Here is a 12,959-nt window from a genome sequence, read left to right on the forward strand (position 1 = left end):
CGTCCCCCTTTCGCAATCCAAAATCCCTTTAGGCCACGGTACGGGGTCCCGTCCCGATAGCAGATCGATCGGGTTGAAAAGACTGGTTCCGTCTGTTCATAAATGCGGTTTCGGGAACCAGTTTATCGCGTAAAGCCAGTAACGGCAGACCGGCCAGCATGCGCAGGGTTTCCGCGGTCGTGATCAGTTTTGGCGTGGTTTCGGCCTTGTCTGCCAATTGGATAAAATCTGTAGCAGTCCGTTGAACCGAAAATTCCTGCGCCTTGGCAAAACAGGCTGCCGCGACGGATTCCCATTCATCATCGTCTCTAAAGATGCGCTGTATGCACGCTAGCATCGGTGTCATCGGCCGATCAGGGATGAGCTCATTATACGAATATCCCTGGACGTCAGACAGGAAGCCGTAGGTCAGCGGTTCCTGAATCGATTCGATGCCGACCAACGCCGGAACCCTTGCGGCGGCCGCCTCTATCAAAGCCGTCCCACTTCCGACGAACAAATCTGCTTCCGCCCACAAGGCACTGAGCTGATGATAGGCAATTCGCCCTTGGAAGAACACGATGTCGGAAACATGCAATTCGTCCGCCAGCGCCTCAAGCATCTTGCGCTGGTCGCCGGCACCATAGAGATGATATGTAACGCCTTCGAATTCTTCCCTGAGTTTGGGGAGCATGCGAATGATATGAGCGTTGTAAGTCTTGAAGTTAAAAAGATTCCCGACAGATATGATCTTTCTGCTGCCATGGGTATGCGCTGCCTTGATGACAGGACTCAACGCCACGCCGATGGGAGTGATCGTGGAATTTTCATATTCTGAAGACGCGTGGAACTGGATGTAGTTGTCCCGACTTGATTCATTGAAAAAAACGATATTGTTCGTCGGAATCTTGCGAAATAAATCAAGAAGTTGATTGGAAAAAAGGGAATGCCCTTCGTAGAGAAATTCGTTCTGATGATATATTCCGGCAGTAACGCGAAAGCTCGGGTCGTAGGCGGCAAGGCGTGCACCGACAATCAGGCCGAACCCGCCCATCGCATGCAATATATTCCCGAACGGAGCGAGAGCATCGGATAAACGCTGCCAGGCAATCGGTGCGAAGGCTCCGAAATGCTTCCGCATGACATAGCCACGGTCAGGCAGAAAATCGCTAAGGTGGAATATGCGGGCATGGCCAGCCAGCTTCTCCGACAATATCGGATCCCCGCCGGGCCTCAACACGAGCACGGCGCAGGGCTGGCCCTGCGCTTTGAGTGCTTCGCAGATCCGGACCAGAAATGTTGTTCCACCATTCATTTCCAGAATATTCGCGAGAAATATCACCGTGTTGCATACCTTTTGAGAGCCAACAGCGTTAGAACGAAATATATCGCGTATGTCAGTGCATAAGCTTGCGCGACTTCCTGCAAGCCGAAGCCCATCCGAACGGCGCCCAGTGCGAAGCCGAGATATAAAACGCACTGCGTCAGCTCACCGATGATATGCATCTTGAGAGCCGCCTTTGCCACGACCAGAAAGCTTACGACGTAGGAACAAACCCTCAGCAGATCTCCGATCAATTGCCATCCGATTATCTCCTCCAATGGGCCGAACGAAGACGAGAAAAGCAAAGGTACGATGATCGATCGCATGAGATAGATCAGCAGCGCGCAGCACGCGAACGCTGGGCCGATCACCGAAAGCGCATGAACGACCGCTTTGGCCGCTTCCTTATTATCACTGATGGCAGAGAGCCGCGGCATGTGGCTCGTAGCGAGATACACTGTGAAAAACCCCAGGATCGCGCCTGAAAGTCGCGTCATCGCCTGCCAAATGCCCGTGCTTTCGACACCGAGATGGCCTGCCAAATGTGTGCGAATGAGTATTTCCGTGAGGGGAAAAGCCGCGGCCGATACGATAGCGATGCACGTAAAACGAAAAAGGCGCTTGGAATCTTCGCTGTGAAAGCGCGGCCGGAGCATCGAGATTAGACCGTTACGCGCGCCCACGACAACGGCTGGAATGGCTGTCGATACGATCACGCCAACCAATGCAATCGCGGCGCCGGACATCCCGCCGAATTTGATCAGCAAAAAAGCAATAGGGATGATGGAGAGATAACCCGTGCCCGTGATCAGCGCGAAGTAGAACGGCTGCTGCTTGCCGTTAATTATTGCGATGATAGCATTGCCAATGAAGCACAGCAGGTGCGCGATCCCGAGTATCGGGATGAGCCATGCCATGTCGTTGGTGCCGAACAGCGCAAGAGATAATGGCCGCGCCGCGATGAAGCTGATCAGCAATATGATGATGCTGGCGGAGAACCCATAGGCCGCTGCGCCCTGCAAGAATTGACGCAGCCGGTCGGGCCGCGAATTATACTCAGCGACATATTTGGTGATGCCATTGAGGATGCCGCCGCCGGAAAACAGGGCCACCATCGTGGTCGCGCTCATGAGGTTGCCGAGCATGCCCAATCCCGCCGGGCCCATCGCGACAGCAATGAACTTGATGACGATCAGATTGACCGTCATCCGGAGGCCATGAGCGATCACTGCGGCTGCCGGTGCTGCGAGCCGTTTATACTGCGCTGCGCCTTGGAGCCAACGACGGCTCATTTCTCCAACAATTCGAGCACTCGATCAGAAATCAGGTCCACATCGTCATCGGCCAGGTCGGCAAACATCGGCAGGCGCAAAATGGTGTCCGTAAACCGGTCACTGTTGGGCAGTGGACGGCCGTCATGGAACTGATGGAAGAAGGGGCTACTGTGCAGCGAAATATAGTGCGATGCCGCAGTGATCCCCGATGCCCGCAGTCCGTCGATCACCCGTTGTCGCTGCTGCAGATTTTCGAAGAGCAGGTAAAACATGTGCGCATTATTGGTTGCCCATTCTGGCAACACCGCAGTGCGAACGCCATAAGCGCTCAATTTCGAGGAAAGGGCCTGATCATAGCGGTTCCAGATGGCGCAACGACGACCTTGAATCTCGGGCAGTCGTTCGACTTGCGCGAGCAGATAAGCCGCCAAAATGTCGGAAGGCAGGAACGAAGAGCCGAGATCGACCCACCCGTATTTATCAACCTCTCCCCGAAAAAAAGCAGAGCGATTGGTCCCTTTTTCTCGAACGATCTCGGCGCGATGATACAGAGCTTCGTCACGGATCATGATCAGCCCGCCTTCACCGGCGCTGATATTTTTCGTCTCATGGAAAGACATCGTGCCTATCGCTCCGATCGTGCCCAACGGCCGACCGCGATGGTAAGAATCGATAGCTTGCGCGGCATCCTCCACAATTGCGATGCCATGCCGTTTCGCAATCTCCTCAATTCGATCCATGTCGCAGGCCACGCCCGCATAATGCACAACGACAATCGCCTTCGTTCGGGGCGTTATCAACGCCTCAATCGCATCTGGCGCAATGTTGGGGTTGCCTATCTCGCTATCGGCAAAGCGCAGCGTCGCGCCGCGGAGCGCGAAGGCGTTCGCGCTGGAAACGAAGGTGAAAGACGGCAGAATCACTTCGTCGCCGGGCCCGATGCCCAGAAGGATCGCCGCCATTTCCAGTGCGTCGGTGCAGGAGGTCGTCAGCAATATATTGCCGAGCCCAAGCGTTCGAAACGCTTCGTTGCAGCGTTTGGTAAACGGGCCATCGCCTGAATGTTTGCCGCCCGCCAGGCACTCACCAATATAGTCGAGTTCGCGTTTACCGACAGACGGTCTATTGAACGGTATAGTCAGCATATGGAATAAGCCACGTAAAGAGACGGAGATCGAATTGCAGTCTAGCGCTCATTCGCCGATGCCAGTTCAAGAAGATATTTGCCATAGCCTGTCTTGATCAGCGTGTCCCCCGTGCGGCGCAACTCGGCAAGTTCGAGCCAGCCGTTACGCCACCCAATTTCTTCCAGACAGGCGATCATGGCGCCTTGGCGGATTTGGACGGTTTCGACGAAATTGGCTGCAGCAAGCAGATCCGAATGGGTTCCCGTATCGAGCCAGGCGAAACCACGTCCAAGCAAGCTGACCTTGAGTTCCTGTCGATCGAGATACGCTTGCAAAACGCTCGTGATCTCCAGTTCGCCACGTGCACTCGGCGTCACGCCGCGTGAGGCCTCGGCAACCTCGCCGTCAAAAAAATACAGACCGGTTGCAGCGAAATGGCTGCGAGGGTGGACTGGCTTTTCTTCAATTGACAATGCACGCCGGTTCTCGTCGAACTCGATGACGCCGAATTGCCTGGGATCCTTGACCTGATAGGCAAAAACTGTGGCGCCGGACGTATCATCTGCCGCGGCCTCGACGAGCTGGCGCAGGCCCTGCCCATAAAAAATATTGTCACCAAGGACCAGCGCGACCGGGGAACCGTCGATAAAGCGCTCGCCGATAATGAAAGCTTGCGCCAATCCCGCTGGTGTGGGCTGTATCTCATATTTCAGGCGGATGCCGAACTGCGACCCATCGCCCAGCACGCGCTGATAATTCCACTGATCATCCGGCGTCGTGATGATCAATATATCCCGAATGCCGGCGAGCATCAGGACCGACAGCGGATAATAGATCATCGGTTTGTCATAAACGGGCAGCAGTTGCTTGCTCACACCCAGAGTCGCCGGATACAGGCGCGTTCCGGAGCCCCCGGCCAAAACTATTCCCTTGCGATGCAAATCGCATACTCCTCAATGATATTCGTCCGCCTCGTGCCGAGCGACGAGGCCCGCCCCCCCCCCAATCGGTCGGGAGGTTTCACAACTTACCTAAAACAGGTTTACGGTCGGCGACCTACTGGCTGAATCAGCGCAATCTGTCCACCCCGCAAATCATAGTATATGCCGTATCCACAGGCCTGTGTTTTGCATTGCAAGCCAAGTCGCCAGGCAAAAATGCTGGGCTGGGCGCCGAGGCTGGGGAGGTGCGTTGACGCAGCAATATCTTCGATATCGGCGCGGGCAATTGTGCTGAGCCTTACTCGTCTCGGCTGAATATCTCGCGAAGCGGAGAGTCCATAAATTGCGGTATACATGTACCTTGCGACCGGGCCGGGACGCCAACACAAATAGCATGTGGCGGCACATCCTTCGTAACAACTGCGCCAGCCCCAATGAGGGCTCCTTCGCCGATATTCAGATTAGGCAGGATCGTGGCATTGGTTCCGATAGTCGCAAAGCTACCGATAGTGACTTTGCCTGCAATCGCGGCGCTCCCCATGATATGCACGCCATGTCCGATTTGGCATTCATGGTCGATCGTGCAAGATGTGTTTAGGATACAATCATCGCCGATATACACGCGCTTATGGACGACAACATTCGGCATCACTTGAATGGCTTTTCCGATCTCAACGCCTCGATCAAGGAACGCCCGGTCGTGGATGAGTCGAAAGTCAGATAGGCCTTGAGCACGAAGGAAACACGCAGTCATGTGCCGAGCGTAGCCGTGTTCACCTCCTATGCAGACAACGAAACGCTTCAAATCCTTCAGAATTTTTCGAAGGTCATGTGTGGATTTGATGAACACACCATTGGATTTATAATATGGGTCCGAAAGCGTCTGATCAAATACGGATCTGACAGATCCAATCTCATACTGATCTATCATATCTTCGATGATGAGGGCTTGGCTTCTTCCTCCCCATAGCAATATGTCCTGCACTATATCGCCCACATCCCTTCCCATGCTACAACCAAATTCCTCATGCTTTGCAAAGAATGTATCTCGCGGATGAGGCGAGCCCTTGCAAGCCGACGGCCTATGCACCACGGGCCGACAGCATTGCTAACGCGCTGACGCCGGACCCGCAACCAAATCATCTTCGATACCGGGAGCAGTCCAGGGCCGCACCGCGAGTTCCCCCTCGGCAAATCTCGAAGCCAGGCGCAAACTTATCACACCGCAAAAGTCTCAATATCCCAAGTGCAGGTCAGCATGATCGGACGGACCGGCGAGCTTGCCTCCATTTATGGTTGCGGCTAGGGCCGCTCGGTTCCGTGAGATTTGCGCAACATCGGACGTGGGACCAAGTCAGAAGCGCGATGAGGATAAGGTATGTATCGCGGTATCAGAGCCAGCTCAGAAAATAGAAATTATTCCACATATTTCTTTGCGCTACTTATTTTTATGGCAGCGTATGTTTTCTCTGAATGGATTTTAAAACTATATACCGAAGGCGATCAGAAATTTTATATCGCCCTATATAATGCCCTGAGCTCGGCTCCATTTGGGCAGATATCCGACACGCAAGTCAGGTACACCGGATCTACAGAGCCGTTATACGGGTTCTTAATGTGGACTACGTCTCCACTGCTTGATAAAAATATCGTAATATCGATATCAAACTCGATATTGATGACATCTATATTCCTATTATTGAGAAAATATAAAGCGGGTTTTATATTCACGGCGCTGATCTTTACGAATTACTACGTATTAGTGTTGCTAACATCAGCCGAGCGATTAAAATACGGATATATGTTTGCAATCCTGGCAGCCTTATCCCCTGCTCTTTTGAGAGCCGCAGGTGGCATCGCCGCCCTATTGAGCCATTATTCTATTCTCATTGTCTTCGTATCGATTCTGCTTCCCCCAAGGTATCGCGGATTGGTGAAATACTTTCAGGGAAAAGAAGGCGGGTCTTGGAAAAGTTTCGTATTGTTTATTGCAACTTTTTTTGCCTTCATATTATTCTGTATCATATATAGTGATCAGATCATTGATAAGGTGAGCCAGTATCAATCATATGACATAACGGACATGGCGCGAAGCTTGGCGTTGCTTCTCGTCGCCATACTGGTGACAAGCGATCGGCTGAACATGGCGATTACATTATCATTTCCCTTGGTGGCCACATTCATCCTGGGCGGGGATCGCGTAAACATGCTGGCCATAAGCATTTTTATCTATCTCGTTCTACGCGAAGGGAAGACGAACCATCCAGCCGTGATCGTGATTATGGCGTATCTTTCATATAAGAGTTTGGACTTCATTCAGAATGTCCTTGCCTACGGAACCGGCTACTTGATTTAAGATAAGGAGTTTGGTTAGGCCTCCCTGCGGAAACGCCGATCTGTGGAGCATTGCGAGAGCCCGAAAGAGCCCGCATGCCTTTGATACACTTGACCGCGAGCCGGTCACCGCCAAACGGGTAGCGCACGACGCGTCTTTGCTTTGCGGCGCCCTTCATCGCGGGCGCGGATATTGAATTGCTCGTGAAGCCTGATGCCATGCTTTGTCGGCGATTCATCCATGCGTGGCTTTTGCATGGCAAGCTTCCGTCGGTGAAATCTGCTCTGCGCAGCGCATCTCCGCCAAGGCTCCCTCGCCCGCAGCAATTCTAGTTACCGCGCTGATCGAGATATCGTTAGCGCATCATTGGCAAACGGTCGAGCGACGCCCCGTGCGGAAAATGCGTCCCACGCAGGCATGTCGTTGACGAAGGCTTTCTGCCACCGTAGCCCGTTGCATCTTCCTGCACGTCGCCGCAATCGGACGAAAGTCCGGAAACCGGGTGCTTTGTTGGTTTTGACGGACGACCTTCGCCGGGTTTCAAGCCGGCTTGGCTTCATCCTCGTCCTGGCCATAGTTAAAGCCATAGCCATAGCCATAGCCGTAGCCCGCATGACGCTGATGCAGCTTCGTAAGGACAACGCCGAAAATGCGACTCTGGGCCGCGCGAAGCCGCGCGAGGGCCGAGCGGATACCGCGCACGGGGACACCGTCCGCCTCGACAACGAAGACCACACCTTCCACCGCGCGCGAGAGCAGCGGCGCGTCGGCCAAGCCGAGGATCGGGGGTGAATCGATGACGATATGGTCGAAATGCTGCCCCAACGTCCCGATGAGGTTTGACAGGCGGTCGCTCGACAAGAGTTCCGCTGCGCTCGGGGGCGTCGGGCCGGCCACCATATAGGCCGGAATGCCAGCGCCATTGTCATGGACCAGTTTCTGCCAGCCATCTTCGCCGGCAAGATAATTGCTGAGTCCATGCTCGTTCGAAAGACCGACGAATCCAGCAAGCGACGGCGAGCGCATGTCGGCATCGATCAGCAACACGCGGCGACCCGAACGCGCTAGAATCGTTGCCAGCGCGAAACTGGTCGTGCTCTTGCCTTCTGCGGGCCGCGTGCTGGTGACCATCAGCGAGCGTGGAACACCATGATCGGTCGAAAAGGCGATATTCGACTGAATGCTGAAATAAGCTTCCGAAAGCGCCGTTTTCGGATCGCGCAACAAGTTGATCGCCGATCCATCCTCGACGTCGGGGACACTCCCGAGCAACGGCAGTTGAAGCGCGCGGTTCACGTCCGCCGGATTGCGAAGACCTTCGTCGATCTGGTTCAAAACGAGCGTAGCAAGGCCGGCAAGGCCGATGCCCGCGATCAGCGCCAAGGCGAGATTCAGCGGGAGATTGGGCGATGAGGGAATCGTCGACGGCTTCGCGGTATCGATGATTGCGATGTTGTTCGCGGATACGCCGGCTACGCCGATTTCCTTATAGCGCTGCAGCAGAGCTTCATAAAGCTGGCGGTTGGTGTCGGCTTCTCGCATATAGATCTGATATTGGATGCCATTGCGTTCCTGATCTGCCAGCCGCCCTTTCAAGCTTTCGACCCGCTCGCGGAGCTTGTTTTCGCGCTGCACCGCTTCACGATATTCGCCGGTGCGTGTGCCCGAAATCCGTGTTTCCTCGCGCGAGATGCTCTGATCCAGAGCGTCCATCTGTCGCTTTAGCGCCACCGCTGCCGGATACTCAGGATCGAACTGGACCAGAATCTTGGCATAGTCCGCCGCGGCTTCGGCCCGCTTCGTCCGCATCGACGCAAGCGCTTGACTGCCAAGCGATTCCGCCGTCGCCGTCCGGCCGCCGGAATTCAGCCGGCTTTCGGCAGCCACGCGCTGCGCGGTGGCCTTTACCAATTCGGTGTTCAGCAATGTCAGATCCATACTGGCCAGCGTCACATCGCCGCCAGATGCGCCGTTGTCGGAGCTCCTGCTGATTTGCACAATACCCTTGTCCGCCGCGAAATTGACCGCCTCGCGCTCTGAATTTTCTAGGCGCGCCCTCAATTCCCCCAGACGTCCTTCCAGAAAAGTTCGCGCGTCGGACGTCGATGAAAATCGGCGGTCCATGCTTTGCAGGATGAACTGCTGCGTCCAACTATTTGCAACTTGGGCCGACAAGTGCGGCGATGCACTGACATAGCCGACATCGACCAACGCAGATCCACGGATCGGCGAGATCGCGATGTGATCAAGGAGCAAATCTACCGCCTGTGCTTCACGCTTGTGTCGCAACGTCGTCGACCTCATCGGCGATCCGGCCCCAGCTGTTTCATCATCTCCTTCGGGCGTCTCGCCGTGCGCGATGAAAAATTCGGGTTTGTCCGCCAGCCTGAGCTCACGCGCTACCCGTTCGGCCAGCGACCGGGCTTCAAGCAGGGCCCATTGCGTGTTATAAAATTCCAGATTCTGACCCGCGTCGGCGCCCTCTAACCCTTGAACATTCGTCACATTCTTCTGCTCGCGGCTAACCTCCATACGTGCGGTAGCACGATATTGTGGCGTCATCAGCAGCGACAGAATCAACCCAGCAATGACCGATGCGACGATGATCGCGGCAATCAGCCATTTCCAACGCAGCACGATCTGCCAATATGCCAGCAACAACGGCGGAATGTCACGCCCCGGTTCCTCTTTCGAACTCGGATTCTCGCGTAGAGTCTGATCATCCGTCTCGGTGGACCGATATACTAGCATGGCCGTGGTATCCAAATTCAAATGAGTGAAAGCGCGAGGCGACTAATTGTTGCCACTCTGCAAGGCGATAACAAGCGGCGTTGTGATCAGCGGAACGACCTGCAATAGGTCGCGGAAGAGACGCCGTTGCGGGCTATCGCCGACCACGACCACATCATTGGCGAAAACCGCCGGATCGACATATGCGCCACGCCGGATGGCTGCCAGATTATATAGCGCGGCATAGCGCTGATTATCGACCGTGCGGAAGATGATGACCTCGTCCAAGCGCGCGAACTCGCTCGTTCCTTCGGCCTTTGCCACGAGCGAGAGCAACGTCATATTACCGAGCGCGGGATATTGTCCGGGTCGGTCAACCTCGCCCTCGATCGTCACGACTTGGCTGTTGGTCTCTCGAAGGTTCACCGCCACTTTTGGGTCGCGCACATGCGCAGCACGCAGACGGCTTGCGACTTCCTGCGAGACCTCGTCGGCGGTCATGCCACCGATTTGAATCGTCCCCGCCAGCGGCACCGAGATATTGCCGCCTGCGTCCGCCTGCACCTCTTCCAGCGACAGTTCGGGAAGGCCAACAACATCGATCCGCAACTTGTCGAACGCGCCCAAAGCATAAGGGCGCGGGCTGGCACGATAGTCGCTTGCCATGGGTTCGGGCAGGCTCGCCTGGTCCAGCACCCGCAACTCCGGGCTACCGCCAACTTTGCTGGCGGACATGCTAGCACAGCCACTCAACGCACAGGCAAGCAGCACGCCGGTGTAAAGTCCTTTATACAAAACCCAACTCCTCAACGCGCCGGCCCGAAGGATTTGCTCTCCGGAACCCGTTTCAATTCGCGATAGCTAAACACCGCGACTGTTGCCAGCGGATATCGAATGGCCGCCCAAACCAAAGCGCATCCAGCAGCAGGCGACAACGAATAGGCACGCCAGCGACGGCGTCCGCAGCGGATAATCCACAATGCTGCTAAGGGCGAAGAATAAAATAATGGCGGCCCCCGTCTGCGCAAGCAGGGTTGTCGAACTCGGCCCCGTTGTACGACTTGTAAACAATTTCCACGCGGCGGCGACATAGCCGGCGCCAGCCAGTGCGATCAATGCGACCCCCGGGACTCCGAAGGTCATCCAGACTTCCAGCCAGTCGTTGTGCGCATGATTGAAATAAACCGGGGTCAAGCTGGCGACGGGTTCGACCATGCGATACAATTCCACGAACGACCCCGCGCCGCTCCCCAGAGGCATGTTTTTCCATGCGATCTGCGACGTGATACCCCAAGCGCCTACGCGCGCTTCCTCAGCGAAATTGGTGCCAAGAAGACGCTGCAATGCCTCGGCCCGCGACGCCAAGACGGTGACCAAAGCCAGCAGCATGACGCCTAGCGATGCCATTATCGCCAAGGTATAATTTTTGCGCTCTGTCCGCTTCCGCACGCCCGTTGCCTCTGGCTTGCGATAGATGAACCAACTGCAAGTCAATGAAATCAGGCCCAATAAAAGACCGAGCCGCGATCCGGTGACAAGGATAAGCGGTATCAGCAACGCGACAATACCGACCGCGACGGCGCGTCGCAGCTTGATCGCATTTTCTGTCTTCATCGATTTTGAAGCGAAGAACGCAATGATCGGAAACATCGTCAGCAGCAGAATTGCCTGGTGATTGCGGTTGGAGAAGAAACCAACTGCCGCCCCCGGATTCGTTATGCGATAGAAATAGAGCGGCCCGCGCGCGTCACCCGCAACCTGGAAAATCCCGATGACGCCGCTGATCGCACCCAGGATCAGGATCGGCGTCGCCAGACGCTGCAGCCGCGCGCCGTCCAACTGCACAATCAGCAAAAGAACAGCTAGTGGAACAAAGAGCGAGAAAAATGCGTTGGCCCCCGCGCTCGGGGCCATCGTGATCGGTCGCCATATATCCTTGTTGCCCACCGCATTGTCGATTTCGATGATGACTTCGCGCCCCGGCAGCGCCTGCCAGATTGCGGGTGGCAGCGGAATCAGGTGGATACCCACAAGAATGAAGATCAGGCCCGCCATCAAAAAGAAAAAGCGATAAGTCCGAATCTGCTCCATCGTAATCGACAAAAGCGCGAAGCCGCAGAAAACAACCGCCAGAGGACGCAAAATCAACAGTGACTGGACATCGGAACGTGACGCCCCGCCGGTCAGAAAGACCAAGATCAAGAAGCCGATCAGCGCCCAATAGACGCGCGCTTGCGAACGGTCAGCCGACGGACCGGAAAATGCGCTAAATCTCTGCGTCAAAAACTCAAGGCGCGCCTTTTTTCTGCGCGCGCCAGACTTCGAATGGGCCATGGTAAGACTTTAATGATTGGAAGGAGCGGGTCTCTAGCAGTCGCGGCTGGATCTAGCAATAAGCCTGCAACACCCATCGATCGGTCCCTTCCAGGCCAAGCGCCGTCAATGCGCCGCTGCAATAGGCGCCGGTATCGATCCCGATCCGGTTCGGCCGCATTTCGACCTGATCGCTGATCGTGTGGCCATGGACGACCAAGGCCCCGAAATCGGTCGACGTCGACAGGAAATCGTCGCGAATCCAGCGCAGGTCGGATGGTTTCTGGCTTTCCAGCGGCACGCCGGGCCGAACCCCAGCATGGACAAAGGCATAGTCGCCATAACGTACCATGTCCTCGCCGCGTTTTAGAAACGCGATATGCGCAGCAGGAACGTGGGCTGGGAACAGTTCGGCCAGCTCCTCGAAAGATGCGTCACCATAGCGCGTGTCGTCGTTGATATAGCTGCGAATGGTGGCATCGCCGCCGATCCGCGAAAAATAGCGCAGCGCGCTAATATCGCCAGTCAATGCGCCGAGCATGCATTCCTCGTGATTGCCGATCAGATGATGGACCCGGTCGAAGCGCGACGACAGCGACAGCGCGCGTTCGACTACTTGGTTCGAATCCGGTCCACGGTCGACCAGATCGCCCAGCAGAATCAGGATGCATTGCTCATGCGGCCGCTCGCCCCGGTCGCGGTCGATCCTGTCCAGCAACTGGGCGAACAGATCGTCGCGGCCATGAATGTCGCCGACCGCATACACCAGCACGCCCGGCGGAAGCGTTCGTTCGATCCGAGCCGAGTCTGACCCCCTCAAAAACCGGGAGAAAATTCCCATAAATCGATGTAAACCTTGCTTCGAAAACGCCAAATGAATCGGAAACCCGATCGTCGCGGTGCCCTTTAACCGAGTTCATCTGTCCAAACCAGCGA

Annotated in this window: 10 protein-coding genes; 1 reads left to right on the forward strand and 9 read right to left on the reverse strand. The window is 55.6% G+C overall.

Annotation, left to right across the window (positions count from 1 at the left end):
• Window positions 1-28 precede the first annotated feature (28 nt).
• From ASD73_RS00250 to ASD73_RS22060, 5 genes are all read right to left on the reverse strand, one after another.
• A complete protein-coding gene (locus ASD73_RS00250; protein ID WP_056375874.1) occupies window positions 29-1,321 on the reverse strand; it encodes a glycosyltransferase in 1,293 nt (430 codons plus the stop codon).
• Window positions 1,318-2,595 (reverse strand): O-antigen translocase, encoded by a 1,278-nt coding sequence (locus ASD73_RS00255; RefSeq protein ID WP_056375876.1) that lies wholly within the window; start codon window positions 2,593-2,595, stop codon window positions 1,318-1,320. Before ASD73_RS00255 ends, ASD73_RS00250 begins: the two co-directional genes overlap by 4 nt.
• On the reverse strand, window positions 2,592-3,722 hold the full coding sequence (rffA, locus tag ASD73_RS00260; RefSeq protein ID WP_056370150.1) for a dTDP-4-amino-4,6-dideoxygalactose transaminase: 1,131 nt from the start codon (window positions 3,720-3,722) through the stop codon (window positions 2,592-2,594). Before rffA ends, ASD73_RS00255 begins: the two co-directional genes overlap by 4 nt.
• A 41-nt stretch (window positions 3,723-3,763) precedes the next feature.
• On the reverse strand, window positions 3,764-4,645 hold the full coding sequence (gene rfbA, locus ASD73_RS00265; RefSeq protein WP_056370149.1) for a glucose-1-phosphate thymidylyltransferase RfbA: 882 nt from the start codon (window positions 4,643-4,645) through the stop codon (window positions 3,764-3,766).
• A 298-nt stretch (window positions 4,646-4,943) separates the two neighbouring features.
• Window positions 4,944-5,654 (reverse strand): NeuD/PglB/VioB family sugar acetyltransferase, encoded by a 711-nt coding sequence (locus tag ASD73_RS22060; RefSeq protein ID WP_056370146.1) that lies wholly within the window; start codon window positions 5,652-5,654, stop codon window positions 4,944-4,946.
• Between the two features lie 441 nt (window positions 5,655-6,095).
• Here ASD73_RS22060 and ASD73_RS22635 point away from each other — a divergent pair, with 441 nt between their 5' ends.
• Window positions 6,096-7,001, forward strand: a complete 906-nt coding sequence (locus ASD73_RS22635) for a hypothetical protein (RefSeq protein WP_056370144.1) — start codon at window positions 6,096-6,098, stop codon at window positions 6,999-7,001.
• Between the two features lie 519 nt (window positions 7,002-7,520).
• On the opposite strand, the gene ASD73_RS00275 is transcribed toward ASD73_RS22635, so the two are convergent.
• From ASD73_RS00275 to ASD73_RS00290, 4 genes are all read right to left on the reverse strand, one after another.
• Window positions 7,521-9,638 (reverse strand): GumC family protein, encoded by a 2,118-nt coding sequence (locus ASD73_RS00275; RefSeq protein WP_235534028.1) that lies wholly within the window; start codon window positions 9,636-9,638, stop codon window positions 7,521-7,523.
• Window positions 9,639-9,773: 135 nt separating this feature from the next.
• On the reverse strand, window positions 9,774-10,505 hold the full coding sequence (locus ASD73_RS00280) for a polysaccharide biosynthesis/export family protein (RefSeq protein WP_235534030.1): 732 nt from the start codon (window positions 10,503-10,505) through the stop codon (window positions 9,774-9,776).
• A 66-nt stretch (window positions 10,506-10,571) separates the two neighbouring features.
• Window positions 10,572-12,044 (reverse strand): O-antigen ligase family protein, encoded by a 1,473-nt coding sequence (locus tag ASD73_RS00285; RefSeq protein WP_056370142.1) that lies wholly within the window; start codon window positions 12,042-12,044, stop codon window positions 10,572-10,574.
• Between the two features lie 52 nt (window positions 12,045-12,096).
• Window positions 12,097-12,864: a metallophosphoesterase family protein gene (locus ASD73_RS00290; RefSeq protein WP_056370140.1), complete on the reverse strand. Its 768-nt coding sequence runs from the start codon at window positions 12,862-12,864 to the stop codon at window positions 12,097-12,099.
• Window positions 12,865-12,959: the final 95 nt, after the last annotated feature.

The sequence above is a fragment of the Sphingopyxis sp. Root154 genome (assembly GCF_001427105.1).
Taxonomy (GTDB): Bacteria; Pseudomonadota; Alphaproteobacteria; order Sphingomonadales; family Sphingomonadaceae; genus Sphingopyxis.